Source organism: Nocardioides szechwanensis, assembly GCF_900103935.1.
In the GTDB taxonomy this organism is placed as follows: domain Bacteria; phylum Actinomycetota; class Actinomycetes; order Propionibacteriales; family Nocardioidaceae; genus Nocardioides; species Nocardioides szechwanensis.
Genome location: NZ_FNIC01000005.1, coordinates 1 through 26,143, shown reverse-complemented (window position 1 = coordinate 26,143; position 26,143 = coordinate 1). Strand labels below are relative to the sequence as shown.

Sequence of the window (26,143 nt, the reverse complement as noted above, 5' to 3'; positions counted from 1 at the left end):
GCACATGCTAGTTGCCCCCGTACGGGTCGTGTGCCCGAGGGAGCGCTCGGGCGCACTCTGGGGCACACGACCCTGTCGTCGCGGCCGCCGGACCCTTTGGCACACTCGGCCGGTGACCGACGCACCCGCTGCCGACGCCCCGGACGAGAGCCGGGCCGCGCGGATCCTGGTCCTGGTCGGCATCGTGGTGCTGGCGTTCAACCTGCGACCCGCCGCGGTCAGCGTGGGGCCGGTGCTCGCCGAGATCCGCGACGGACTGGGCATGACCGGCACCGAGGCGGGCGTCCTGACGGCCCTGCCGGTCGTGGCGTTCGCGGTCTTCGGCGCACTGTCCCCGCGGATCGCCGCCCTGGTCGGTTCGCACCGCCTCACCCTGCTCGCGCTGGTCGGCGTGGTGGTCGGCCTCTACGGCCGCAGCCGGGTCGACTCGGTGGTGCCGTTCCTGGCGCTGTCACTGCTGGCGCTGGCCGGGATGGCGACCGCCAACGTCCTGCTGCCCTCGCTGGTCAAGGCGCACTTCCCGGACCGGATCGGTCTGCTCACCGCGCTCTACTCCACCGCGCTGGCGATCGGCCTGACCGCGGCCTCGGTGACCACCGTGCCGATCAGCGACGCGCTCGGCGACTGGCGGGACGGCCTGGCCGTCTGGGCGATCACCGCGGCGATCGCCGCTCTCCCGTGGCTGGCCCTCCTCCGGCACGACCGGCCGCACGCCGACCCCGACCGCGAGGGACATGCCCCCATCTCGCTGCGTGCGGTGGCGCGCACGCGGATCGGCGTACTGATGGCGCTGTTCTTCGGGCTCCAGTCGATGCAGGCCTACGCGATCTTCGGCTGGTTCGCGGCGATCTTCCGCGACTCGGGCTTCTCGCCGGGTGAGGCCGGCGCCCTGCTCGGCGTGGTGACCGGCGTGAGCATCCCGCTGTCGTTCGTGGTCCCGTCGCTGGCCTCCCGGATGCACGACCAGCGCCCGTTGGTCTGGGCGGTGATCGGCTGCTACCCGCTGGGCTACGCCGGGATGATCGCCGCACCCGAGGACGCCGCTGTGCTCTGGGCGGTGCTGCTGGGAATCGGCACCTGCGCGTTCCCGCTGGTGCTCACCCAGATCAACCTCCGGACCCGCACCCCGGCCGGCACCGCGGCGCTGTCCGGCTTCACCCAGTCGACGGGCTACCTGCTGGCGGCCGTCGGGCCGTTCGGGTTCGGCCTGCTCCACGACCTGTCGGGCGGCTGGGACCTGCCGCTGCTCGCGATGGCCGCGCTCACGGTGCCGCTGCTGGTCGTCGGGCTCGCGGTGGCCCGCCCGGCGTACCTCGAGGACCAGCTCGCCGCTCGCGAGGCGAGCTAGCTCATGCCGCCGTCGAAGGCGAGGATCGCGCCGGTGATCATCCGGGCGTCCTTCGAAGCGAGGTAGACGATCGCGGAGCCGATCTCGGCGGGGGCGATGGCCCGGCCGGGCAGCATCATCATCAGCCGGTCGGCCACCCGCGGGTCCAGGTCGTCGGGGAAGATGCTCGCCACGTGCGACACGATCGGGGTGTCGACGGTGCCGGGGCAGATCGCGTTGACCCGGATGTTGTCCGGCGAGAGCTCGAGCGCGAGCGCCTTGGTGAGCATGGTCAGCCCGCCCTTGGCGGCGGCGTACGCCGTGGCGTAGGGCTGGGCGACGTTGCCGGCCACCGACGAGACGTTGACGATGTTGCCGCGGCACGCCTTCAGGTAGGGCATGGCCGCCTGCATCATCATGAACGGGCCCTTGAGGTCGACCGCGTGCACGCGGTCCCACTCAGCGTCGCTGATCTGCTCGAACCGCCCGAACTGCACGATGCCGGCCACGTTGGCGAGCACGTCGATGCGTCCGTGCGCGGCGCAGACCGCGATCGCCGCGTCGACCGAGGCGCGGTCGCCGACGTTGCACTCGACGTAGGTGACGTCGTCGGGCACGGTCGGCTGGATGTCGAGCCCGAACACGAGGTCGCCAGCGTCGCGGAACAGCTCCGCGGTGGCGAAGCCGATGCCCGACGCCGCTCCCGTGATGACGACGACACGCTGGCTCGGGGCGGGAGTCTCACTCATGCCGCGGACCCTACCAGCGAACTAGAACACGTTCTAGATATCCGCCGAGTTGAAGTCGAGTTGAGGTCCGGGCAGGGTGGGGCGGGTGGCGGAGCTGACGGTGGGACAACTCGCGGAGAGGTCCGGGGTGGCGCCGAGCGCGATCCGGTTCTACGAGTCTCGGGGGCTGGTGCACTCCCGGCGTACGACGGGCAACCAGCGACGCTACGCGCAGGCGGAGCTGCGGCGGGTGGCGTTCATCCGGACCGCGCAGCGGGTCGGGCTGACCCTCGACGAGATCTCCGACGCGCTCGCCACCCTGCCCGACGGCCGGGTGCCGACGAAGTCCGACTGGCACCGCATCAGCCTGGCCTGGCGCCCCCGGCTCGACGAGCAGATCCGGCGGATCGAGCTGCTGCGCGAGCGCCTCGACGGGTGCATCGGCTGCGGCTGCCTGAGCCTGCGCTCGTGCGCCCTCAACAACCCCGGCGACGAGGCCGCCGGGCGCGGCACCGGCGCCGTCCTCCTGGAGCCGTGACGACGGTGAGCCTCCTGCACGAGCCGCACCACGACGGCTCCCCCCTCTACGTGAGCGACGACCACCCGGCGCCCGGCGGCCGCGTCCGGCTACGACTGCGCACCTCCTCCGACGACCCGGTCGAGCGGGTCTGGGTGCGCACGACGTACGACGCCGAACCGGTCTTCCACGAGTGCGCGGTCGAGGAGACCGCGGACGACACGGTCTGGTGGTCCGGCGAGGTGCTGGCACACAACCCCGTCACCCACTACCGCTTCCTGCTGTCCGGGCCCGGCGGCCAGCGCTGGCTCACCGCGGCCGGGGTGGTCGACCACGACCCCCCGGACACGTTCGACTTCACGGTCTCCTCCCACGACCCGCCGCCCGACTGGGGACGCGACGCAGTCGTCTACCAGGTCTTCCCCGACCGCTTCGCCCGCTCCGCGCGCGCCGACGAGCGGCCGACTCCGACGTGGGCGGTTGCTGCGACGTGGGACGACGAGGTCGTGTTCGAGCTCGACGACCCGCGCACCGCGACCCAGCTCTACGGCGGCGACCTCGACGGCGTCGTCGAGCACCTCGACCACGTGGCCGCGGTCGGCGCCACGGTGCTCTACACGACGCCCGTCTTCCCCGGCGAGAGCAACCACCGCTACAACGCCTCCACCTTCGAGGGTGTCGACCCCGTGCTCGGCGGCGACGAGGCCTACGCCCGGCTCAGCACCGCCGTCCACGACCGCGGCTGGCGGATCCTCGGCGACCTCACCACCAACCACACGGGCGACACCCACGAGTGGTTCCTCGACGCCGCCGACCCGGCGTCGGACCGACGTACCTGGTACCACTTCGCCGCCGACGGCAGCTACGAGTGCTGGATGGGCTGGCGCAGCCTGCCCAAGCTCAACCTCGACGAGCCCGGCGCGCGCCGGGCGATGGTGAGCGGGCCCGACAGCGTCGTCGCCCGCTGGCTCCGGCCGCCGTACGCCGTCGACGGGTGGCGCATCGACGTCGCCAACATGACCGGCCGGCTCGGCGCCGTCGACGTCAACCGCGCCGTCGCCCAGGACGTACGCCGCACGGTCGCCGCCGAGCGCCCCGACGGGCTGGTGATCGGCGAGCACAACCACGACGCGTCGGGTGACCTCGACGGCGACGGGTGGCACGGGACCATGAACTACTCCGGCTTCGCCTGGCCGGTCTGGTCGTGGCTGCGCGACCCCGACTCCCCCGCCCGGCCGTTCGGCCGGCCCGTGCCCGTGCCGCGCCGTCCCGGGCCGCAGGTGCAGCGCTCGCTCCGCGAGTGGCTGGCTCGCTACGGCTGGCGCGCCAGCACCACGTCCTGGAACGTGCTCGGCTCCCACGACAGCGCCCGCATCCGCACCGTCGTCGGCGACCCCGCGACCCACCGGCTGGCGGTCGGCCTGCAGTTCACGCTGCCGGGCGTGCCGATGATCTTCGCCGGCGACGAGATCGGGCTCCAGGGCGTGGCCGGCGAGGACTCCCGCCGCCCGATGCCCTGGCACCACCCCGACACCTGGGACCACACCACGCTCGCGACGTACGGCGCACTCGCGCGGGCGCGCGCCGAGCACGTCGCGCTGCGCCGCGGCGGCCTGCGCTGGGCCCATGTCGACGACGACACGATGGTGTTCCTGCGCGAGCACCCCGACGGGTCGGTGCTCGTCTGCGCGCGGCGCGCCCCCGGTCCGGCCATCGACCTGCCGGTCGAGCTCGGCGAGGTGGTCGTCTCCACCGAGGCCGATCCGGTCGGCCCGCAGGCGGCCGGACACCTCGGTCTGACCATCTATCGGGTCTAGGTTGGCCCGATGGCGCTCCACTTCGTGGCCAACCGGCCCGACCCCGCGCTGCTGAGCCTGCCGTGGTCGACCCCGCTCGAGGACTGGACCGACGACTACGTCGTGCCGCTGCCGCGCGGCCTGTCCCGGCACGTCGTACGGATCGTGCGCCTCGGCCCGCGCACCTACGCCGTCAAGGAGACCGTCGACGAGATCGCGTTCCGTGAGTACCGCCTGCTCCGCGACCTCCAGCGGCTAGGGCTCCCCGCCGTCGTGTCCCAGGGGGTGGTCACCGGCCGGGTCGACGCCGCGGGAGAGGAGCTCCCTGCGGCGCTGCTGACCGAGCACCTGCAGTTCTCGCTGCCCTACCGCAGCCTCTTCGCCCACGGTCTCGACGCCGACAACGTGCCGTCGCTGATCGACGCCCTGGTGGTCCTGCTGGTGCGGCTGCACCTGGAGAACTTCTTCTGGGGCGACGTCTCGCTCTCCAACGTGCTGTTCCGCCGCAACGCCGGCGGCTTCGCTGCCTACCTCGTCGACGCCGAGACCGGCGAGCTGCGCAGCAGCCTGTCACCGCAGATGCGCGAGTACGACCTCACGATCGCCACCGAGAACGTCTTCGCCGAGCTGCTCGACCTCCAGGCCAGCGGGTCGCTCGACGAGCACGCCCACGCCCTGGAGATCGCCCGCTCGATCAGCGAGCGGTACGACGCCCTCTGGGCCGAGCTGACCGACGTCGAGGAGTTCTCGGCCGAGGAGATGTGGCGCATCGAGCAGCGCATCGAGCGCCTCAACGAGCTCGGCTTCGACGTCGACGAGCTCGACATCGTCACCGACCTCGGCGGCGACCAGGTCCGGATCCAGCCCAAGGTGGTCGAGCTCGGCCACCACTGCCGCGAGCTCCAGGCGCTCACGGGGATCAACGCCGAGGACGGCCAGGCCCGGCGACTGCTCAACGACATCGCGTCGTTCACCGCCCACTACGACCTCGGCCGCGAGGACAAGACCCTGGTCGCCAACCGCTGGCTCACCCGGATCTGGGAGCCGCTGGTCGCGATGATCCCGGCCGACCAGCGGGGCAAGCTCCCGCCCGCGGAGTTCTTCCACGAGGTGCTGGTGCACCGGTGGTACCTCTCCGAGCGTGCCGGCCACGAGGTCAACATCTTCGACACCGCCCGCGACTACATCGCCAACGTCCTCCCCAGCCGCCCCGACGAGGCCCTCACCACTCCTCCGAGTTGACCCGCCCGAAACTGACCAAAATCACCGTTGACGAAGTCAGCTCACGGCTTGCAGACGCGGCAGGCGGTGAGGTTGGGGTTGTCGCCGGCGGGGGCCAGGTCCTCGCGGTGGGCGATCAGGGCGCAGTCGCGGCGGTGGATGGTGGTGCCGTTGCCGGCGACGACGGGCAGCGCCGAGGTGTCGACGCCCTTCTCGCTGAGCGCCGCCGAGCGCGAGGTCACGTCGGCGAGGACCAGCAGGGTGTCGGCGAGGCGCTTGGACGCCGCCCGGTTGTCGTCGGCGATCCGCGCCAGCCAGGCCCCGAAGTACAGGAACCCGCCGCAGAACGTCAGCGCCAGACCGAGGAAACCACCGGAGTAGGCGTAGGCCTCACGGTCGAAGTCGAAGACCGCGTTGGCCACTCCGTAGTAGCCGAGCAGGATCACGATGATGCCCGTGGGCATCAGGATCGCGCCCATCCAGAACAGCACCAGCTGGAGCAGCTGGGAGTAGTTGTTCTTCAGGGGGGCGGCGCCCGAGCCACTGCGGGTCCCGGCGCGCGGGAGCGCTCCGGCGTTGAGGCTGCCCGTGCGGGCGCCGCTGGCGGGGGTGGTCGTGGTGCTCATGGTGGTCATGCCTTTCGGAGGTCGGGCAGGCCGCTGTCGAGGCCGTGGGAACAGGCACCGCCGCCGCCGAGGGCGAGCGCGCCGATGCGACGCATGTAGCTGCCGGCGAGGACAGCACCGGCGAGGCCGGCCATCAGGAGCAGCCCCGGGATGGAGAACAGCTTGGGCAGTCCGGAGGTGAGGGCCGCGTCGACCGGCAGCTCACCGGCGACCGGCGCGCTGTCGGCGCCCGGCACGGTCGGGGTGCTGGAGGCCGGCGGGGCGGAGACGCCGCCCGTGCTGCCACCGGTGTTGCCGCCGGCGGCGCCGCCCTCGCCCTCGGGCTCCGGCTCCGGCTCGGTGGTCGGGGTCGGTACGTCGATGCCCTGGACCGTGTCGACGGTGCCGTCGGCGACCGCCAGGTTGACCTTGACCCGCGAGGACAGGTTGGCGGCCGACAGCAGGGCGCTCTTGAGGGGGCCGAGGTCGTCGGGCAGCTCGATGAAGATGTCGTTGAGCGGCAGCTGGGTGAGGACCTTGTTGACGGTCTTGAGGTCGATCTCGACCGTCAGGCCGACCACACGGCTGTGAGCGCTGTCGCCCTCGAACTCGTAGACCGGTTTGGGTGTCGAGAAGGTGATGCCGAGCTCTGCGAGCGCGGCCTTCGGCTCGTCGGGCAGGCCGGGGATCTCGGCGTTCTGGCCGCCACCCTCGAACCCGTCGGGACCGAAGCGGAACTTCTGGCCGGCGATGGTGACCACGCCGTAGTCGGCGACCCCCTCGGCGCTGCCCTTCTTGCCGTTGCTCCGGGCCACGGCCTCGGCCCGCACGTTGCCGATCTTGACGATGCCGCCGAGCAGGCTGACCTCGCTGACCGCGGCGCGGTTGACGCCCTCGACGAGGGAGTCGGTGTTGACGATGCTGCTGTTGGAGCTGTAGCCGCCGATGTCGACGACCGCGGCCAGCGCGGCCGGGATCGGGCAGGGAGTCTCCTCCTCGGCTGCGGCCTGCTCCTCGGTCCCCGCCGCCGCGGCGGGCTCGGAGGAGGTGGACGAGGTGCCGGTCAGGCTCGACGTCAGCGACCCGAGCAGCGGCACCGGGAGCTCGGGGAGGCCGGGAGTGCCGCCGCCCTCGCCGCCGCCGCCCTCGGCGTCGTCGCCCTGGGTCTCGCAGTCGGTGGAGTACGCCGTGGTGGCGTAGACCTTGCCCTCGTCGGCGCCGGTGCGCTGGATCGTGCCGGGGAACGGCTCGTCCATCTCCGTCTCGGGGCCGGACGGGTAGTTGGAGTTGACCTGGATCGGGTAGCCCTGGGCCGCGATCGGGCCGGAGATCTCGGCCGGCAGGCCGAGGTTCTCGAAGACCGTCTTCGCGCCCTCGCCCAGCGAGTCGCCCGGCCAGATCCAGCTGGACCGGCCGCTCGCGCTGCCGGAGTCGGCCTCGACGTGGCTGTAGCCCAGCAGGAACTCCGCCTGCGGGGTCGACGGGATCGGGATGGTCGGCTCGTAGAGCTCGATCTCGATCGGGGATCCCCACACCTCGGCGGCGAACCCGCTGAACGCGGGGTCCTCGGCGGATGCAGCGGCGGCGCTGCCGCCACCGAGGGGCAGCGTCGCCCCGACCAGCGCGGCGGAGACGAGGGGCAGGGCGAGAGTGAGCGAACGCCGCTTCATGCGGCACCTCCGAGGATGACGTCGGACATGGTTTCCATGATTTCGTCGGGCTCCCCGGAGGCCACCACGCGTCCGCCGGACATGACGGCTGCGTAGTCGGACACACGGAGGGCGGTGCGGGCGAACTGTTCGATGCACAGGATCGAGACACCGCTCGACGCGATCTGGGCGACGGTGTCGTAGAGCTCGTCCACGATCAGCGGGGCGAGCCCCATCGAGAGCTCGTCGAGCAGGAGCAGCGCCGGGTCGGAGGCGAGCGCCCGCGACATGGCGAGCATCTGCTGCTCGCCGCCCGACATCGTCCCGGCCAGCTGCGAGCGACGCTCGAGCAGGCGCGGGAAGTAGGTGAAGGCCGTCTCCAGGACCGCCTCGGCCGGCACGCCGGCGTACGACATGAGGGTGAGGTTCTCCTGGACCGTGAGGTTGGGGAACACCGAGCGGCCCTCGGGCACCGTGCACAGCCCGATCCGGGCGAGCTCCTCGGGGGCGGCGTTGCGCACGTTGACGCCACCGAGGTGGATGTCGCCGTCGGTCGCCTTCTTCTGGCCGCTGATCACCTTGACCAGGGTCGACTTGCCGGCGCCGTTGGGGCCCAGCAGGGCCATCACCGCGCCCTTGGGTACGGCGAGGTCGACGCCACGCAGGACCTCGATCCGGCCGTAGGCCGCGTGGAGGTCGACGACCTCGAGGATCGGAACACTCATCGTCCGGCCTCCCTCGTGCCTACTGCCCCGGCGACGACCGGGATCTCTGTGGTGACGTCGACCGCGGGCAGGTCATGACGCGTCTCGTCGGACATTTCACTTTCCTCCACGTCGGAGTAGCCGAGGTAAGCCTTCTGCACCAACGGGTCGGAGCGGATCGCGGTGGGCAGGCCCGAGGCGATCACCTGGCCGAAGTCGAGGACGTGGATGACATCGCAGACCGCCATCACGAGGTCCATGTCGTGCTCGACCATGAGCACGCCGCGCCCCTCCGCGGCGAGGTCCTTGAGGAGGTCGCCGAAGCTGTCGGTCTCGGTCTCGTCAAGCCCGGACGACGGCTCGTCGAGCAGCAGCAGCTTGGGGTCGCCGGCCAGGCACCGGGCCAGCTCGAGCAGCCGGGCCGTGCCCGTGGGGATCGAGTCGGCACGCTCCTGGGCGTAGCCGGCGATGCCGACCCGCTCGAGCAGGGCGTCGATGTCGGCCCTGCCGGGCTTGACGAGGCCCGCCAGGCCGCGGTGGATGTCGAGGGCGACGCGCACGTTGTCGCGCACGGTCAGCGACCCGAAGGCCTCGAGCCGCTGGAACGTCCGGGCCATGCCGCGCTTGGAGCGGCGGTGGACCGGCGTGGAGTTGACCGTCTTGCCGTCGAAGCGGACCTTGCCCTCGGTGGGCTTCTGCAGGCCGCTGATGACGTTGAAGCAGGTGGTCTTTCCGGCACCGTTGGGTCCGATCAGACCGGTGATCCGGCCCGCCTCGGCGGTGAAGCTCGCGTGGTTGACAGCGGTGACTCCACCGAACTGCACCACGACGTCGTCAACCTCGAGTAGCGACATGCGCACCCACCTCCCTCACGGGCTCGACCGGCCCATCGACTGGCCCAACGGCTGAGCCGTTGTCCAACAGCGCGACCTCGACCGACCCGTCGTCGACCGGTCCTTGATCTGGGTCCGGCTCGCCGCGGCCCGGCAGGACCGGCAGCTTGGCCCGGATCTGCGAGCCCAGCCGGCTCTCGCCCATCCGGCCGAGCCGGAAGAGCAGGTTGGCCAGGCCGTTGGGGTCGCGGCCGGCGAAGACGGCTCCGAACCCGATGATCGCGAAGAGGAGCCCGCCGAGCTGCGGGTCGCCGCTCGAGAGCACGGGCAGCAACATCAGGCCGGTGCCGCCGAGGACCGCCCCGGTCACCGAGGTGACACCGAAGACGACCGCGAGCAGCAGCAGCGGCAGGCTGTTGAAGGACTGGAAGTCGGCGCTGCCGATGGTGCCCCGGAGCCCGGCGAACAGCGCGCCCGCGAGACCGGCGATACCGGCTGACATCCCGAACAGGCCAACCCGGAACCACCGGATGTCCAGGCCGAGCGTGCCGCACGCGGCCGGGCTGTCGCGCATCGCGATCAACATCCGCCCGATCACCCCACGGCGCAGCAGCAGCAGCCCGAAGGCCACCAGCACCAGGAACACGGCCATCGTGAAGACGTAGGCCCCGGTGGACTCGATCGACAGGCCCAGGATGCCCAGGCGCCCCGCCGGCAGAGTGCCGTTGAAGCCGAACGCGAAGTCGGCCTGGAAGATCATCTTGTCCATGATCGAGGCGAAGGCGAGCGTCGAGAGGGCGAGGTAGAGCCCGGTCAGCCGCAGCACTGGCAGCGCCACCAGGGCACCCACTCCGGCGGCGATCAGCGCGGACAGCAGCAGGCCGTAGAGGTTGGGCTGCTCGAGCTTGGCGTAGGCCAGCGCGCCGACCCCGGCGAAGGTGAGCTGCGCCAAGGACACATGCCCGCCGTAGCCGGTGAGCAGCACCAGCGAGAGCATCACGATCGCGTACGTCGCGGCGGTCCCGACCAGCAGCAGGTCGGCCTCGCTGCGCCACCCGGCGAGCAGGGCCACGAACGCCAGCAGCGCGCCGGCCCAGCCGAGGCACTTGGTCAGCGACGGCAGCGGCGCGGACACGATGCCCTTGACCTGCCCGATCCGCAGCTGGGCCTGGGGCATCAGGACGATCACGGCGAAGAGGAACAGCGCGGGCACGACGTTGCGGACGCTGTTGAGCAGCCCCTCGGTCGGCAGGTACGCCGAGGCGTACGACGTCAGCAGTCCCAGGGCCATGGCGCCGGCGAACGTCAGCGGCAGGCTCTTGAGGCGACCGAGCATGGCGGCGGCGTAGGCGTTGATGACCAGCAGCGTGAGCGCGTAGTAGTCGAGACCGACGACGGAGACCAGGAGCACGCCGGCCAGCGCGGCCAGCGAGATGCCGATCGCCCACGAGAGGGAGGCGACCCGCTCGGGGCGGCCGCCGAACAGCTTGAGCAGCTCGGGGTTGTCGACGCTGGCCCGCATCGCCGTCCCGATCCGGGTGCGGTTGAGCAGCAGGTAGAGCAGCACCGCGACCACGACCGAGCACAGGATCGTGATGACCTGGTGGCCGGTGATGAAGGTCTCGCCGATCTGGAAGCTCTTCTCCGGCCAGAAGGGCGCGACGTAGCGCGCGGCCGGCGGCCACAGCTGCTGAGCCAGGCCGATCAGCCCGACGAACAGACCCACCGTCACGACCAGCGCGACCGACACGGGCCCCTCACCGAGACCCTTGGTGACGAACCGAGCCACGAGCCACCCCGTCGCCGGGGCCACCACCAGGAGCACCAGCGCCAACGACACCCACGTGGGAAAGCCCTGCCGGGTGACGAAGTCCCAGTAGACGAACGCCATCACCATGCCGAACGCGCCGTGCGCGATGTTGAAGACGCGCGTGGTCGTGTAGGTCAGGACCAGGCCGCTCGCCGCGATGGCGTAGGCGGCGCCGGAGACCAGGCCGAAGATCGTGAACGAGACGAAGGAGCTCATGTCAGCCCCCCACGTTCGACATGGAGCCGCACAGGAACTCGCCAGAAGACACCTTGGACCACTTCCCACCGTTGAGCTGGATGATCGACGCGCAGTTGGCGGTCGTCTTGGCACCGACGTCCTGAGGGACGTGCATGCCGTTGGCGGTCCAGTCACGGACCTTCGCAAGCGCCGCCAGCAGCGTCTTGCGGTCGAGCTTGCCGCCGAGCTTGACCGCCTCCTCGACGAAGAGGCGGGTGGCCGACCAGGCGTAGACGCCGTAGATGTTGGGGGTGGCGCCGGGGGCGACCTGGTCGAGCCAGGCGCGGTAGAGCTTCATCTCCGCGATGGAGAAGTCGTCGAAGAGGTTGGTCTGCGAGTAGACGTACGAGCCCTCGCCGACGTCGCCGGCCTCCTCGACGTAGCGCTCGTCGTAGATCGTGGCGTCCTGGAGGAACACCTTGGGCTCGAAGCCCTGCTGGGCCATGGCCTGCTGGAGCTTGACCGTGAACTGGTAGGGCCCGGTGTAATTGACGAACTGGATGCCGGCGTCCTTCATCTGCTGGACGTAGGGCGCGAAGTTGAACTCCGAGACGTCGATGCTCTTGAAGTAGTCGATGTTCCAGCCGTTGGCCGTCCAGGCCTTCTGGAACGCCTCGGCGTTCTCGGGGGCGGCACCGGCGTTCACGTAGAGCATGCCGACGTGCTTGACGGCCTCCGGCTCCTTCTTCAGCCAGAACTGCGGCATCGCGTTGGGCACCTGGCCCGGGCGTACGCCGTAGGCGGCGTAGCAGGTCGTGCAGTTGGTTCGCTCGGTCGACAGGGAGTAGGCACGCAGGTCGGGCAGCCCGCAGTCCTGCGCGGCCGCGGCACCGCCGTAGTCGAAGGCCGACTGGGAGCCGACGGCGGCGAACGACTCGTCACAGGCCCGGTTGTAGGCCTGCTGGTCGGCACCCGCGTCGGCGCGACTGTCGAGGAGCAGCACGTCGAGCGTGCGGCCGCAGATGGTCTCGGTCGAGTTGAAGTACGCCGCGAACGCGCGGGTCGCCTGCTGGGCGGACTCGAAGATCCCGGGCACCGGGCCGGAGATGTCGGAGACGTTGGCGAGGGTGATCTTGTCGTCGGTGATGCCGGTGGCGTTCTTGAACCCGTCGCAGCTGGCGGCCGGGGCACCGCCGTCGGGCGCGTTCTCCTCGGTGCCGGTCCCCTCCGCACCCGGGGCGCCGGGCGCGGCGCCGGTGTCGGACCCGGACCCGGTGTCGGTGCCGGTGCCCGGTACGCCGGAGTCGGTGCCCGGGACGCCGGAGTCGGTGCCCGGGACGGTCCCGCCAGGGACGCTCCCGTCGGCCCCAGGAGCGGCGGCGCCGGGGGCGACACCCCCGTCGACCGCGGAGACCTGCTCGGGATCGAGCTGGGAGCCGCACGCCGCCAGCGTCGCCACGAGGGCGAACGCGGCCAGGGCGCGAGCCCCGGCAACCCCGGCGACGGGGCCTCGTCTCAGCCGAACCATTGCTTCCTCCACTGAACTAGAACGCGTAGCAGATCAACGACTGTGGGCACCCGAGGTGACGGTCGTCACCCACCCGCCCACGAGTGGTCTGGTCACCCGTTGGTGAGCCCCGAGCACAGGTACTTCTTCTGACCGTCCACCGGGCTCCAGCGGCCGTCGTTGAGCTGGATGAAGCGCCAGCACTCACCGGTCTGCTTCGGCCCCACGTGCTGGGGCGCGTGCATCCCCTCGGAGGTCCAGTTGTCGGTCTTCTTGATCGCGTCGATCAGGGTGGCCCGCGACAGCTTGCCCCCGAGCTGGGTGGCGAGCTCGACGAAGAGCCGGGCCGCCGACCAGGAGAAGACGCCGAAGAAGCCGGGGTCCGCACCGGGCTTCACCTGGTTGAGGTAGGCCAGGTAGTTGGTCATCTCGGGGTTGGAGCTCGCCTCCTCGAAGGGGACGAAGTTGGTGAAGATGACGGTGCCGTCGACGGCGTCGCCGCCGGACTCGACGTACTCGGGCGTGTAGTCGGTGGGGTCACGCAGGTAGAGCTTGGGCTCGTAGCCCTGCTGGTCCATCGCCTGCCGCAGGCGGACCGACTGCTGGTAGGCGCCGGTCCAGAAGACGACCTCGATGCCTTCGTCCTTCAGCGATTGGACGTAGGGCGCGTAGTTGAACTCCGAGATGTCGATCCCCTTGACGTAGTCGAAGTTCATGCCGCGCTTCTCCCACGCAGAGGCCTGCTTGACCGCGTTCTGCGCGGCGGCGCCGGCGTTGATGTAGAGGAACCCGGCGTGCTGCCCGGCCTCGCCGTAGTTCTTCAGCACGAAGTCGGCCACAGCGTTCTGGACCTGGCCGGTCAGCGTCGACTGTGCCCCGAAGCAGGTCGAGCAGGCGTTGCGCTCGTTGGTGACCGCGGCCGAGCGCAGGTCGGGCAGCCCGCAGTCCTGTGCGGTGGGCGCGCCGCCGGAGTCGAAGGCAGACATGGAGCCGACCATCGCGAACACCTCGTCACACGCGGCGGTGTAGGCCTGCTGGTCGGCAGAGGCGTCGGTGCGGCTGTCGTAGGTCTTGAGGACCAGCTTGCGCCCGCAGATGCCGTCCGGGACGGACGCGTTGAAGTAGGCGACGAACGCCTTGGTGGCGTCCTGGCTGGACTCGAACAGGCCCGGGACCGGCCCGGAGACGTCGGAGGCGTTGCCGATCGTGATCGTGTCGTCGGTGACGCCGGTGGTGTTCTTGAACCCGTCGCAGGAGCCCTTCTGGCCCTCCGGGACCGGGGGCGCGGTCTCTCCACCGGTGGGGGGCTGCTCGGCTCCGGTGGTCCCGCCGGTCGTGCCACCCGTCGTACCGCCGGTCGTGCCACCCGTGGTCCCGCCGGTCGTGCCACCGGTCGTGCCACCGGTTGTGCCGCCGGGGTCGACGACCTGGCCGGGCACCTCACCTTCGGCGAGTGGCTGCCCGTTGGCGTCGGTCATCGAGCTGGGCTCGAGCTGCGATCCGCAGGCCGCGAGGAGCATGGTGATGGCGAGGACGCCTGCTGCGATGGCGAGGGGGGTACGCCGGACTGGGGGCACGGTGACGCTCCAATGGGGGGTAGAACTAGAACCGGTATCAGTTTCGTAACGAGACCGTGCCCCAAAGGTGACGCCAGCCACAAAGTGGCCGTACCGCCGAGTGAGACTCTGACCACCGACTGAGATGCGGCGGCCGAACCAGGCTCAGCGCAGAAGGTCGCGCCCGATGACCATGCGCTGGATCTGGTTGGTGCCCTCGAAGATCTGGGTCACCTTGGCGTCGCGGAAGAGCCGCTCGACCGGGTAGTCACGCGTGTAGCCGTTGCCACCGAAGACCTGGATCGCGTCGGTGGTCACCCGCATCGCGGCGTCGCTGGCGGTCAGCTTGGCGATGCTCGCCTGCCGCGAGTAGGGCCGGCCGGCGTCCTTGAGCCGGGCGGCGTGGAGGTACGACGCACGTGCGCGCTCGGTGTCGGCGGCCATGTCGGCCAGGAGGAACTGCATCCCCTGGAACTCCCCGATCGTGCGGCCGAACTGGCGCCGCTCGGACGCGTAGGCCACTGCGTGCGCGAGCGCGGCCTGGGCGATCCCGGTCGCCACCGCGGCGATGCCGAGCCGGCCGGCGTCGAGCGCCGAGAGCGCCACCTTCATCCCGGCCCCCTCCGCCCCGATCCGGTGGGCGGCGGGGATCCGGGCGCCGTCGAAGATGACCTGCGTGGTCACGTCGCAGTGCAGGCCCAGCTTCTTCTCGGGTGCGCCGAACGACATGCCCGCGGTGTCGGCGGGGACGATGAACGCGGACAGGCCGCGCTTGGGGTCCTCGCCGGTGCGGGCGAACAGGATGTAGTAGTCGGCGCACGAGCCGTTGCTGATCCACTGCTTGGTCCCGGTCACGACGTACTCGTCGGTGCCCGGGTCGAGCACGGCCTTGGTGGCGATGGCGCTGACGTCGGAGCCGGCCTGCGGCTCGGAGAGGCAGTAGGCGCCGAGCCAGTCGCCGGCCAGCATCCGCGGCAGCCAGGTCGCGCACTGCTCGTCGGAGGCGTTGTTGGCCACCACGGTGGCGGTCAGCGAGTGGACACTCGCGCCCACCCCGACACTGGGCCAGGCGGTGGCGATCTCCTCGATCACCTGGAGGTAGACCTCGTAGGGCTGGGCGCCGCCGCCGTGCTCCTCGGCGAACGGCAGGCTCAGCAGCCCGGAGCGGCCCAGCAGCCGGTAGGCGTCGGCCGGGAACTCCGCCCGCTCCTCCATCGCGTCCACGCTCGGGGCGAGCTCGCGGGTGGCGATGTCACGGGTCAGCTCGAGCAGCGCCTCGGCATCCTCGTCGGGCAGCAGTCGGTCAACGGTGGTCGGCACGCCGCCCACCCTATGACCGGAGGACCGGGGCTACGCGCGGACGGTCGGCGCGGTCAGCATCGCGGAGGCCATCGCCACGAGGTTGTCCACGAAGCAGGCCGTCCCCAGCTGGGCGCGTCCGTCACTGCCCGCGGTGCGGACCCGGCGGGCCACCGAGCCCAGGACGAAGAAAGTCATCAGCGCGAACCGTTCGGCGCGCAGCTCGTCGTCCATCGCCGGCATCCGCTCGCGGAGCAGCGCGTAGACCTCGTAGCCGCCGGTGCGGGCCAGCACGGCCTCGATCTCCGGGGAGTAGGACGACGGGTCCCGCTCGAAGAGCTCGGCCAGGATCACCAGGTAGTTGCTGCCGCTGGTGCTCTGCTCGACCAGCTCGACGGTCGGGCGCACGATCGCCTCGACCACCGAGGCGAGGTCGTCATCCGGTCGCTGCTGGGCGATCGCGAGCAGCTCGCGCTCGCGTTGGCCGAGAAAGCCGGCATGCTGCGCGAGCACGGCGACGAGGAGTCCCTCACGGCCACCGAAGTGGTAGTGGACGGCCCCCCGGTTGCGCTGGCCTGCCTGACGCGTGATCTCGACCAGGGACGCGGTCGAGATGCCGTGTTCGGCGAAGCCCTGCGTTGCCGCCTCGATGAGGCGCTGCGGGGTGGTTTCCATGCGGTAACACTAATACCCCGGAGGCCCTTCAGGAGCCGTAATCCAGGGTGAGGAAGTCGGCAACCTCAAACGTGCCGTTGGAGAGCAGCACGACCCCCTGCACCCCGACCGGCCGTCCGTCGGCGTACGTCACGAGGGTGACCTGGGCCGGGCGCCTGACCTTGCTGCCGATCGCGATGGCGTACGCCGCCCCGCCGGTCGTCCCGGTGGTGAAGACGTAGCCGGTCTCGCCGTTGACGCCGGTCACCGGTGTGGGGCCCTCCTGGAGGTGAAGGTGGCCGCCGAGCACCAGGTCGACGCAGCCGCGGCGCAGTGCCTCCGTGCCGAGGTCGGCGTCGTGGACCAGAACGGTCGCGACCCGTTCGCCGTCGGCATCGGCCGCGCACGCCTCGTCAGCCAGGCGCTGGCGGACCTCCTCGAAGCTCAGTCCCACCTCGTCGCGCCACGCGCCCAGGCCGCTGGTGCGCGGGTCGCGCGCCCCGAGCAGCCGGCTGCCGTCAGGCCCGTCGACGATCTCGCCGTCCAGGACCGTCCACCCCCGCTCGTCGAGGTAGCTGCCGACGAAGTCGCCGTGGTCGTGGTTGCCGGTGGCGACCCAGCGGCCGTCGAAGTCGTCGAAGGCGGCGGTCAGCGAGTCGAGGGAGAACGCCTCCCAGGTCTTGCCGCTGGAGGTGTCGTCGCCGGCGTCGAAGACCTCGGTGGCGCCGCCCCGGTCCGCGATCGCGCGGGCCACGGCGTCCATGCCGATGTTGTCGTGGCGGTCGGAGACGAGCACGACGACCGTCTCGCCCCCCTCGGGCTCGCGCAGCCCGAGCTCGGCGGCCGCGGTGGCCGCCTCCGCGTAGAACTCCTCGCTCTTCGCGTAGGAGCCGACCGCGCTCTCGATGATCCGGCGGGTCTCGACAGTGGTGGCGTCGCCGCGCACCTCGACCCTCTCCAGTGCTTCGGGCAGCGCTACTTGTGGCCCCAGGAACTCCGCCAGGGCCATCCAGTCGGTGGCGTCCTCGACCCGCTCCTCCTCGGGCGCCCAGGGCTCCCAGAGCCCGATGACCATCAGCAGCACGATCAGGAACGCCAGCACGCCCTGCCGGCTGCGGGCGTTGCGCAGCAGCTGACGACGCCGGGTCGCACCGACCAGCGCCCAGACCAACACCGGGACCAGGGCGAGGATCGCGCCCCGTACCAACGCGTCGACCGCCATCGAGACCAGGGCGTCCCGCACCTTCTGGATCTGCCCGTCGGGTTGGCTGGCGATGTAGGCGTAGCGCTCGACCAGCGCCTCGGTGGAGGCCACGTCGGTCTTGCCGAGGCGGATGTCGGCACCGATCCAGGTCCCGGACTCCACCCGGAAGTCCGGGAGCACGGGGCCGGTGTGCAGAACCACCCGCCCGCTGAGGTCGGGCCGGATGACCGCGTCGTGGCTGGCCAACGTGGTCGTGCGGCTGCTCTGCACGAACAGCAGCGCCGCGACGAACAGGGTCAGCGTCAGCCAGGCGCCGAAGTGGGCCAGGCCGATCGCCCCACGCGTCACCGGCCGCCAGGACCGCCGAGGCGGGCCGGGCACGGCCTGGTCCTCGACGGCCTCGGGGGGCACGCTCAGGCCCGCGCCTGCGCGATGGAGTAGAGGGCCACCGACGCGGCGACACCGGCGTTGAGCGACTCGACGTTGTTGGCCATCGGGATCGACACCAGCTGGTCGCAGGTCTCGGCGACCAGGCGCGAGAGCCCGTCGCCCTCGGACCCGACGACCAGGACCAGGGGCCCGTCGGCCAGGTCGAGGTCGGGCAGCGCGACGTCACCGTCGGCGGCCAAGCCGACCACCATGCAGCCGGCGTCCTGGAAGGACTTGAGCTGGCGGACCAGGTTGACGGTCTGGGCGACCGGGATCCGGGCCGCGGCGCCGGCGCTGCTCTTCCACGCCGAGGCGGTCATGCCGGCCGCGCGACGCTCGGGGATGACCACGCCGTGCGCGCCGAAGCCGGCCGCGCTGCGGATGACCGCGCCGAGGTTGCGCGGGTCGGTGACGGAGTCGAGAGCCACGATCAGCGGCTTCTCGACGTTGGCCGCGGCGATGTCGAGCAGGTCGTCCGGGTGGGCGTACTCGTAGGGCGGGATCCGGGCGGCGAGGCCCTGGTGGACCGCGCCGGAGGTGTGCCGGTCGAGCTCGCCCTTGCTGACCTCGGAGATGTTGAGGCCCTTGTCGGCGGCGAGCTTGAACGCCTCGCGCAGCCGGCCGTCGCGCTCGGCGCCCTCGGCGACGTAGAGGCCCGTGATCGGGACGCCCTCACGCAGCGCCTCGACCACGGAGTTGCGCCCGGCGATCCATTCGACGTCGGTGCCCTTGCGGCGCGGGCGGGCGCCGCCGGAGCGCTGTGACTTCGGCTTCTGATCGGTTTTGTAGGCCCTGTGGTAGGGCCGCTCGACCGCCTTCGGGGTCGGGCCCTTGCCCTCGAGACCGCGCTTGACCCTCCCGCCGGAGCCGGCGGCCGGCTTCTTGCTCGTCTTGCGGATCGCGCCCTTGCGTTGCGAATTGCCTGCCATCAGAGGGTCCACCTTGCCCCGGAGGGGGTGTCTTCGATCTCGATCCCCGCCGTCTTGATCTGGTCGCGGATGGCGTCCGCGCGCGCGAAGTCCTTGTCAGCCCGGGCCTGGGCCCGTTGTTCGAGCAGCCCGGCGACGAGCGCGTCCACGGCCGCCGTCAGCTTGGCGTCGTCGCCGCCACCGGTCGCCCACGCACTGTCGTCGGGGTGCAGCCCGAGCACGTCGAGCATCGCCAGCACCCGGGCCACGTGGGGCGTGGCGTCCTCACCGGCGGCGAGCAGCCGGTTGCCCTCGCGGACGGCGTCGTACAGGACCGCGATCGCGGCGGGGGTGCCGAGGTCGTCGTTCATCGCCGCGACGAAGTCGGCCGGCAGGTCGCCGGTTTCGGCCGCCGGCGCCCGGTCGAGGAAGTGCTCGATCCGCCGCAGCCCCACCGCTGCCTCGTCGAGCGCCTCGAAGCTGAACTCGACGTGGGAGCGGTAGTGGGCCATCAGCAGGTAGAAGCGCAGCTCGATGCCGCGGTAGTTCTTCAGCACCGCAGGGATGGTAAGCGAGTTGCCGAGCGACTTGCTCATCTTCTCGCCAGCGGTGGTGATCCAGGCGTTGTGCATCCAGTACGACGCGAACGGTCGGCCGGCCGCGCGGGACTGGGCCTGCTCGTTCTCGTGGTGCGGGAAGCGCAGGTCGACGCCGCCGCCATGGATGTCGAAGGCCGGGCCGAGGTACTTGCCGGCCATCGCCGAGCACTCGATGTGCCACCCGGGACGCCCTCTACCCCATGGGCTGGGCCAGGCGGCGGTCTCGGGCTCCGACTCCTTCTTCCATCCCTTCCACAAGGCGAAGTCGCGGGGGTCGCGCTTGCCGCGCGGGTCGGCGTCCTCCGCGGCCTCCATGTCGTCGATGCCCTGGCGGGTCAGCTCGCCGTAGGACGGCCAGGACTGCACGTCGAAGTAGACGTCACCCGACCCGTCGGCCGCGGCGTAGGCGTGGTCACGGGCGATCAGCTCGGTGATCAGCTCGACCATCTCGGGGATGTGCCCGGTCGCGGCCGGCTCGTAGGTCGGCGGCGCGACGTTGAGGGCGTCGTAGGCGCGGTCGAGCTCGCGGTGCATCTCGTAGGCGAGGTTGTACCAGGGGCGGCCCTGACCGGCGGCCTTGGTGAGGATCTTGTCGTCGATGTCGGTGACGTTGCGGATGAACGTGACGTCGTAGCCGAGGTGGCGCAGCCAGCGCTGGAGGACGTCGAAGTTGACCCCGGAGCGGACGTGCCCGACGTGCGGCTCGGACTGCACGGTGAGCCCACACAGGTAGAGACCCGCCTTCCCCTCCTCGAGGGGGGCGAAGTCACGGACCTCGCGGGTCGCGGTGTCATAGAGCCTGAACGTCACCTGCCAAGTCTAGGAGGGGAGGCGGTTTCGGCTCGCATCGAGCGAGCGTGTGACTGATGTTACTGGTGTGACCTATCGTGGAGCGATGCCCCGGTTGCTTGCCTCTCTGCTCACCGCCGCCCTCGCGGCGGTCGCTCTCGCGCCGGTCTCCCCGGTCTCAGCGGCCTCCACGGCCACCGAGAAGGCAGCCGAGAAGGCGGCCTCCCCGCGCCGGATCGCCTACTCCCAGTGGGACACCGGCCCGCAGTTCCTCACCGGCACCCTGTCCGGCACCCGGGTGGTCAAGGGACGGCTCGGCATCGTGCAGGCGCCGAAGGGTCGCCGCACCTACGCGGGCCGCAGCTACGAGGTCGGCCGCTGGGTCTCTCCGTGGACCGAGCCCGGCTTCGGGCTCACCGAGCTGGTCGCGTCGTGGGAGGCGACCACCCCGGGAGACAGCTGGGTGGAGGTCGAGGTCCGCGGGCGCACCGCCGCCGGCACGACCTCGTCGTACGACGTGCTCGGGCGCTGGACCTCGGGCGACCGGTACACCCGCCGCCAGACCGTGTCCGGCCAGGAGGACGACCTTGCCAAGGTCGCGGTCGACACCTGGCGAAGCAACGGCACGGCCGGTCTCACGTCGTGGCAGCTGCGGGTCTCCCTGATGCGCCGGCCCGGCAAGCCGACCCCGACCCTCGACACCGTCGGTGCGGTGGCCTCACGCCTGCCGACCGGCGGCGTCACCGCGTCGGCCCCCGGCGTCGCGCTCGGGACCGTCCTCGACGTGCCGCGCTACTCCCAGATGATCCACGAGGGCCACTATCCGCAGTGGGGCGCCGGCGGCGAGGCCTGGTGCTCGCCGACCTCGGCGTCGATGGTGCTGGCCTACTACGACGCGCTCCCCGAGCCGTCCACGTACTCCTACGTCCCGGCCGGCCACCCGGACCCGTGGGTCGATCACGCCGCGCGGATGACCTACGACTCGTCGTACGACGGCACCGGCAACTGGCCGTTCAACACCGCCTACGCCGCTCCCCTGGCCGGCTCCGCGTTCGTGACGCGGCTGCGCTCGCTGAAGGAGGCAGAGCTCTTCATCGCCGCCGGCATCCCGCTCGTGGCGTCGATCGCCTTCGGTCGAGGCGAGCTGACCGGCGCCCCGATCTCCTCGTCCGACGGCCACCTGCTGGTGATCGTCGGCTTCACCGAGTCCGGCGACGTGGTCGTCAACGACCCCGCCGCCGCCCAGCGCTCCGGCGTCCGCCGTACCTATGACCGCGGCGAGCTCGAGAACGCCTGGCTCCCCACCACCGGCGGCACCGTCTACGTCATCACCGACCCCGCCCACCCCGTCCCGGACACCTCCCACCCCAACTGGTGACCGGTCCGCTTCGGTAACAGCACTGCCGGCCGTCCCCCCGAGGGGAACGACCGGCAGTGGTGGGTGGTGCGGGTGGGTCAGCTCCGACGGGGGTTGAGGCCACCGACGAGGACCAGGGCGGCACCCGTCAGCAGCAGCAGGCCCGACATCGGGCTGCTGTTGCCGGAAGGCGCGGCAGCGACCGTCGCGGCCGAGGCGCTCAGCACCGGGGTCGCGGTGTCCGAGCCGGTGAGGCCGGCGTCGACGAAGCTCGGGACCTGCGGGGTCGTGGTCTTCGTCGGCACACCGTTCGTGACGACGTTGGTGACGACCACGGTGTTCTCCTCGGTCTCGGGAGAGACACCGGTGTCGGTCTCGCACTGCTCAGGCGTCACCGGCGACTCGGAGGTCGTGGTGTTCACCTGCGGCTCGCCGAGCACCCACTCGTTGGTCTGGGCGTCGTAGACGTACGGCGTCGTGGTCGCGACGGTGGTCGTCACGACCACGTCCTGACCACACACGACGTCGTTCGTCGACTCCGAGGTCTGGATCGCCGGCGGCTGGGTGGACGGCTCGGTGCAGCCGTTGGCCACCTGCTCCTGGACCGACCACGGGGTGAACTCGGTGTTGGTGATCGTGGCGGTGGTGTCGGTCACGACGTCCCACGTGTTCGTGGTGGTGTTGAAGACGAACGTGTCGGTGTACTGCTCGTCGTAGGTGAGCGAGCCGGCGCCGTAGGTGGTGCCGTCGAGCACGACGTCGCAGCCCTCAAGGTTCTTGCTGTCCGCACGGACCACGTCCGGCGGCGGGGTGCAGGACGTACCGGTCGGCTGGTCACCGGGCAGGTCCACGCAGACGTCGGTCGGCGGCGGCGGCGTCACGGTGCCGCACGGGCCGACGGTGCCGGAGTCCTGGCCCTGGTAGTTGCCGTCGAAGCCGACGACGGAGGCCGACCACGAGGTGGTGGCGCCGTTCTGCGGCACCGGGAAGGTCTGGCTGAACGACGACCCGAAGGTGCCGCTCTGCGTCACTCCGTCGATGGTGACGGTCCACTTGTTCGCCTGGCCGGCGTCGTACGACGTGGCCTGGACCTGGACGCCCGCGCAGTCCGCGCGGAAGGTCGGCGTGTGGGCACTGGCCGGCGATGCGCCGATCCAGGTCATCGCCAGAGCGACGATGGACATGGCTGTAGCCAGGACGATTTTCATTGTTCCCCCCATAAAGCACGATTCACCGCAGACGCGGTGACTATGACTACGGGTACCCCCAGGCGGCGCCACCAACCCACCCTTCGGGGTGTCTCCCGTCACCGCGATGGCGGCGTGACCCGGTGAGTGCTGGGTCGTTCGGCTAGACCGAGTAGCCGCCGTCGACGTCGAGCTTCTGGCCGCTGACGAAGCCGGCGCGGTCGGAGGCGAGGAAGCAGACGGCCTCGGCGATGTCGGCCGCGGTCCCGAAACGGCGCAGCGGGATGTTGCGCCGGGTGATGGCGAGCGCCTCGTCGGAGAGCTCACCGGAGGAGATCAGCCGCTCGGCCATCCCGTCGGTGAGCATGCCGGGACCGACACAGTTCACGCGCACGCCGAAACGGCCCTCCTCCACGGCCAGCCCCCGCGCGAGCGCCTCGACGGCGGCCTTGGGCGCGGACGAGAGCCCGTCGCGCACCGGGAAGCGGCTGGTCGCCGCCGTGGTCACCGCGACCACGGAACCGGACGTGGCGCGCAGGTGGGGCAGGGCCGGTTGCACGACGGAGAAGAAGCCCGCCGCGTCGGCCGCCAGCTGGGTGGCCATCGCCGCCGGTTCGACCGCGGACAGGTGGACCATCGGCACGTGCGGCCCGGCGGCGTAGACGAGCGTGTGGAGACCACCGAGGTCGGCCACGGCGCGCTCGACGACGCCGGCGCCCGCGGCATGGTCACCCAGGTCCAGCTCGTACGCCGGGTGGTCGCCGTCGGGCCGCCGGGTGCGGTAGGTGACCGCGACCGCGGAGCCTCGCTCGGCGAGCATCGCCGCGATCGCCAGGCCGAGCCCGCCGCTGCCGCCGACGACCAGGGCCCCGCCGGGGCGGCCGGCGAAGTCGGCAGTCACGAGGACGCCGAGAAGTCGATGCCGTGCCAACCGGTCGCGCCGTCGGGGAGCACGTCGGCCACGGTCCCGGTCTGCACGAGGCCGTCCTTGTCGGTGGCGCGCACCCGCACGACGTGGTCGCCGGGCTCGACGTCGGCCACGGCCCGCCACTGGACCCAGGTGTCGTCGGTGCCGGGGTGGGCGACCACGCCCTCCTGCCAGGCGCCGCCGTCGATCGCGACCTCGACCGTGGCGATGCCGGTGTGCTGTGCCCAGGCGATGCCCGCGAAGACGACCTCGCCGGCGTCGACGGAGTCACCGGAGCCGGGCACATCGATGCGGGACGACATCTTCACCGGTCCGCGCTCGCCCCAGCCCTTGGGCGTCCAGTAGCCCTGCGCGTCGGCAAAGCGGGTCACCTCGAAGTCGACGACCCACTTGGTGGCCGACACGTAGCCGTAGAGGCCCGGCACCAGGGTGCGCACCGGGAAGCCGTGCTCGATCGGCAGCGGATCGCCGTTCATGGCGACTGCGAGCATCGCGTTGCGGTCGTCGGTGAGCACCTCGAGCGGGGTGACACAGGTCCAACCGTCGTCGGAGGTCTGCAGCACGGCTTCGGCCCCCGCCTGCACTCCGACGCGCTCGAGCAGCGTCGCCACCCGCACTCCGCTCCACCACGCGTTGCCGATCAGGTTGCCCCCGACGGGGTTGGAGACACAGTTGAGGGTCACCCAGGCCTCAGTCTTCTCGAGCTCGTTGAGCTCGTCGAAGGTGATCACGACCTCGCGGTCGACCATCCCGTGGATGCGCAGCGACCACTCGGTCGGGTCGATCACCGGCGTCGCGATGGTCGTGTCGATCCGGTAGAAGTCGTCGGCCTTGGTCATCCACGGCGTGACGTCGTCGACGCCCACCAGCGCGCCCGGGGGCAGCTCCGGCTGGGTCACGCCCGTGAGCCGCAGCAAGTTGCGCAGGCGCTCGACCTCGCGGCGGCCGGCACCGACCAACCGGCCCACCACCGTCAGGACGCCGATCGAGCCGGCCATGACACCCGCGCCGATCAGGAACCCACGCCGCGTCGCGTCGTCACCGTCGTACGCCGGGTCGTCGGACGCGGCCCCGGCGTCCTCCGCCTTGCGCAGCGGCGCCACCAGGACGGACAGGCCGATGAGCCAGGTCACGAACCCGACCGCGACCGGAAGTGCGTCGGTGGCGTTGCCGCTCCCCTTCGGCAGCAGCACGGCCAGGCCGCCGACCAGCGCCAGCGCGAGGAAGACCAGCGTCGGTGCCCACCAGGTGCGCCGGGCGAGCAGCCCGACCACTGCGAACATCAGCACCAGGAAGACCATGATCCCGGCGATCAGGACGGGCTTGTCCGCGTGGCCGAGGACGTCGATCGCCGTCTCCGCCACATCGCCCGGCGTGAGCCGGATGATGTCCTCGGCGATCGCGACGACCGGCGACTGTCGGATCGAGAGCACGTTGGCGGTGACGTAGCTCGTCGCCAGACCCGCCGCGCCGGCCAGCACGCCGGCGAGGGCCCAGGCCCCGCGAGTCGTCTTCACACCGTCGATTGTGTCTCAGGCATCATCAACATGTGCAACACACCCGGATCGGCATCGGCACGGACGTCCACCGCCTCGTCCCCGGAGTCCCCCTCCACCTCGCCGGCCTCGCCTGGCCCGACGAGCCGGAGGGGCTCGAGGGACACTCCGACGCCGACGTCGCCGCGCACGCCGCGTGCGACGCGCTGCTGTCCGCGGCGGGGCTCGGCGACCTCGGCTCCAACTTCGGTACGTCGGACCCGGCCTGGGCCGGCGCCTCCGGTGCGGCGCTGCTGGCCGAGACCGCCCGGCGCGTGCGCGACGCGGGGTTCGAGATCGGCAACGTCGCGGTCCAGGTGATCGGCAACCGGCCCCGGCTGGGCCCCCGCCGCGCCGAGGCCGAGGCCGCCCTGGGAGCCGCCGTGGGCGCGCCGGTGTCCGTCTCCGCGACCACCACCGACGGGCTGGGCCTCACCGGCCGCGGCGAGGGCATCGCCGCCATCGCGACCGCCCTGGTCGTCGGCAGCTAGGGCGTGTCTCCCTATTCGCGAAGCCAGATGGTGATGGCGCGTAGGACTACGCCTCCGCGGTAGACCACGGCGAGTTTGTCGTAGCGGGTAGCCAGACCGCGCCACTGCTTGTGGTCGTTGAAGGATCGCTCGATCACGTTGCGCCCTTTGTAGGTCGCGGCGTCGAATGCTGGCGGTCGGCCGCCGGCCGATCCGCGACGCTTGCGGTGGGCGATCTGGTCCGAGGGCTGCGGGATAACCGCTCGGACTCGTCGTGATCGCAGTTCAGTGCGGATCGCGCGGGAGGAGTAGGCCTTGTCGCCGAGCACCGCAACCGGGCGGGTGCGCGGGCGC

Annotated in this window: 23 protein-coding genes; 6 read left to right on the top strand and 17 right to left on the bottom strand. The window is 71.3% G+C overall.

What is annotated here, in order from left to right; translation table 11 throughout:
* Positions 1-112 precede the first annotated feature (112 nt).
* Positions 113-1,348 carry a CynX/NimT family MFS transporter gene (locus tag BLR90_RS12735; protein ID WP_245715297.1) on the top strand — a complete coding sequence of 412 codons (1,236 nt, stop codon included), beginning with the start codon at positions 113-115 and terminating at the stop codon, positions 1,346-1,348.
* On the opposite strand, the gene BLR90_RS12730 is transcribed toward BLR90_RS12735, so the two are convergent.
* Positions 1,345-2,076 (bottom strand): SDR family NAD(P)-dependent oxidoreductase, encoded by a 732-nt coding sequence (locus BLR90_RS12730; RefSeq protein WP_091025605.1) that lies wholly within the window; start codon positions 2,074-2,076, stop codon positions 1,345-1,347. The two genes, BLR90_RS12735 and BLR90_RS12730, sit on opposite strands and share 4 nt — an antisense overlap.
* 76 nt (positions 2,077-2,152) lie before the next feature.
* Between BLR90_RS12730 and soxR the strand changes: the two genes are divergently transcribed.
* Genes soxR through BLR90_RS12715 form a run of 3 tightly spaced genes read left to right on the top strand, consistent with a single transcriptional unit; the run spans position 2,153 to position 5,610 of the window.
* Complete coding sequence (soxR, locus tag BLR90_RS12725) at positions 2,153-2,593, top strand: redox-sensitive transcriptional activator SoxR (protein ID WP_091025604.1); 441 nt, start codon at positions 2,153-2,155, stop codon at positions 2,591-2,593.
* Positions 2,590-4,389 carry an alpha-amylase family glycosyl hydrolase gene (locus tag BLR90_RS12720; protein ID WP_245715295.1) on the top strand — a complete coding sequence of 600 codons (1,800 nt, stop codon included), beginning with the start codon at positions 2,590-2,592 and terminating at the stop codon, positions 4,387-4,389. Before soxR ends, BLR90_RS12720 begins: the two co-directional genes overlap by 4 nt.
* 9 nt (positions 4,390-4,398) lie before the next feature.
* The gene (locus BLR90_RS12715; RefSeq protein ID WP_091025603.1) at positions 4,399-5,610 is read left to right on the top strand and encodes a DUF4032 domain-containing protein; all 1,212 of its coding nucleotides are present in this window, start codon (positions 4,399-4,401) and stop codon (positions 5,608-5,610) included.
* A gap of 41 nt (positions 5,611-5,651) precedes the next feature.
* On the opposite strand, the gene BLR90_RS12710 is transcribed toward BLR90_RS12715, so the two are convergent.
* The 12 genes from BLR90_RS12710 to cysS form a co-directional block, all read right to left on the bottom strand.
* A complete protein-coding gene (locus BLR90_RS12710; protein ID WP_143016209.1) occupies positions 5,652-6,215 on the bottom strand; it encodes a hypothetical protein in 564 nt (187 codons plus the stop codon).
* Between the two features lie 5 nt (positions 6,216-6,220).
* A complete protein-coding gene (locus tag BLR90_RS12705; protein WP_091025601.1) occupies positions 6,221-7,864 on the bottom strand; it encodes a hypothetical protein in 1,644 nt (547 codons plus the stop codon).
* Positions 7,861-8,568, bottom strand: coding sequence for an ABC transporter ATP-binding protein (locus BLR90_RS12700; protein ID WP_091025600.1), 708 nt, complete (start codon positions 8,566-8,568; stop codon positions 7,861-7,863). Before BLR90_RS12700 ends, BLR90_RS12705 begins: the two co-directional genes overlap by 4 nt.
* Complete coding sequence (locus tag BLR90_RS12695) at positions 8,565-9,401, bottom strand: ABC transporter ATP-binding protein (RefSeq protein WP_091025599.1); 837 nt, start codon at positions 9,399-9,401, stop codon at positions 8,565-8,567. Before BLR90_RS12695 ends, BLR90_RS12700 begins: the two co-directional genes overlap by 4 nt.
* Positions 9,382-11,406, bottom strand: a complete 2,025-nt coding sequence (locus BLR90_RS12690) for an ABC transporter permease (protein WP_091025598.1) — start codon at positions 11,404-11,406, stop codon at positions 9,382-9,384. The genes BLR90_RS12695 and BLR90_RS12690 overlap by 20 nt, the downstream gene beginning before the upstream one ends.
* A 1-nt stretch (position 11,407) precedes the next feature.
* On the bottom strand, positions 11,408-12,895 hold the full coding sequence (locus BLR90_RS12685; RefSeq protein ID WP_091025597.1) for an ABC transporter substrate-binding protein: 1,488 nt from the start codon (positions 12,893-12,895) through the stop codon (positions 11,408-11,410).
* 92 nt (positions 12,896-12,987) lie between these two features.
* A complete protein-coding gene (locus BLR90_RS12680; RefSeq protein WP_091025596.1) occupies positions 12,988-14,451 on the bottom strand; it encodes an ABC transporter substrate-binding protein in 1,464 nt (487 codons plus the stop codon).
* A gap of 144 nt (positions 14,452-14,595) precedes the next feature.
* Positions 14,596-15,750, bottom strand: a complete 1,155-nt coding sequence (locus BLR90_RS12675) for an acyl-CoA dehydrogenase family protein (protein ID WP_091025866.1) — start codon at positions 15,748-15,750, stop codon at positions 14,596-14,598.
* Between the two features lie 30 nt (positions 15,751-15,780).
* On the bottom strand, positions 15,781-16,404 hold the full coding sequence (locus tag BLR90_RS12670; protein ID WP_091025595.1) for a TetR/AcrR family transcriptional regulator: 624 nt from the start codon (positions 16,402-16,404) through the stop codon (positions 15,781-15,783).
* A gap of 28 nt (positions 16,405-16,432) precedes the next feature.
* The gene (locus BLR90_RS12665; RefSeq protein WP_245715294.1) at positions 16,433-17,998 is read right to left on the bottom strand and encodes a metallophosphoesterase; all 1,566 of its coding nucleotides are present in this window, start codon (positions 17,996-17,998) and stop codon (positions 16,433-16,435) included.
* Between the two features lie 2 nt (positions 17,999-18,000).
* Positions 18,001-18,945 (bottom strand): 23S rRNA (guanosine(2251)-2'-O)-methyltransferase RlmB, encoded by a 945-nt coding sequence (rlmB, locus tag BLR90_RS12660; RefSeq protein WP_091025594.1) that lies wholly within the window; start codon positions 18,943-18,945, stop codon positions 18,001-18,003.
* Positions 18,945-20,333 (bottom strand): cysteine--tRNA ligase, encoded by a 1,389-nt coding sequence (gene cysS, locus BLR90_RS12655; protein ID WP_091025593.1) that lies wholly within the window; start codon positions 20,331-20,333, stop codon positions 18,945-18,947. The genes rlmB and cysS overlap by 1 nt, the downstream gene beginning before the upstream one ends.
* 85 nt (positions 20,334-20,418) lie before the next feature.
* On the opposite strand from cysS, the gene BLR90_RS12650 reads away from it, so the two are divergent.
* A complete protein-coding gene (locus BLR90_RS12650) occupies positions 20,419-21,690 on the top strand; it encodes a C39 family peptidase (protein WP_091025592.1) in 1,272 nt (423 codons plus the stop codon).
* 77 nt (positions 21,691-21,767) lie between these two features.
* Here BLR90_RS12650 and BLR90_RS12645 read toward each other — a convergent pair whose 3' ends face one another.
* The 3 genes from BLR90_RS12645 to BLR90_RS12635 form a co-directional block, all read right to left on the bottom strand.
* The gene (locus BLR90_RS12645; RefSeq protein ID WP_091025591.1) at positions 21,768-22,853 is read right to left on the bottom strand and encodes a hypothetical protein; all 1,086 of its coding nucleotides are present in this window, start codon (positions 22,851-22,853) and stop codon (positions 21,768-21,770) included.
* Positions 22,854-23,019: 166 nt separating this feature from the next.
* Positions 23,020-23,757: an SDR family NAD(P)-dependent oxidoreductase gene (locus BLR90_RS12640; RefSeq protein ID WP_091025590.1), complete on the bottom strand. Its 738-nt coding sequence runs from the start codon at positions 23,755-23,757 to the stop codon at positions 23,020-23,022.
* The gene (locus BLR90_RS12635) at positions 23,754-25,301 is read right to left on the bottom strand and encodes a molybdopterin-dependent oxidoreductase (protein ID WP_245715293.1); all 1,548 of its coding nucleotides are present in this window, start codon (positions 25,299-25,301) and stop codon (positions 23,754-23,756) included. The genes BLR90_RS12640 and BLR90_RS12635 overlap by 4 nt, the downstream gene beginning before the upstream one ends.
* A 32-nt stretch (positions 25,302-25,333) precedes the next feature.
* Here BLR90_RS12635 and ispF point away from each other — a divergent pair, with 32 nt between their 5' ends.
* Positions 25,334-25,810 carry a 2-C-methyl-D-erythritol 2,4-cyclodiphosphate synthase gene (gene ispF / locus BLR90_RS12630; protein WP_218029504.1) on the top strand — a complete coding sequence of 159 codons (477 nt, stop codon included), beginning with the start codon at positions 25,334-25,336 and terminating at the stop codon, positions 25,808-25,810.
* A gap of 11 nt (positions 25,811-25,821) precedes the next feature.
* Here ispF and BLR90_RS12625 read toward each other — a convergent pair.
* On the bottom strand, positions 25,822-26,143 hold a 322-nt coding region (locus BLR90_RS12625), incomplete at its 5' end, for a transposase (RefSeq protein WP_143016180.1).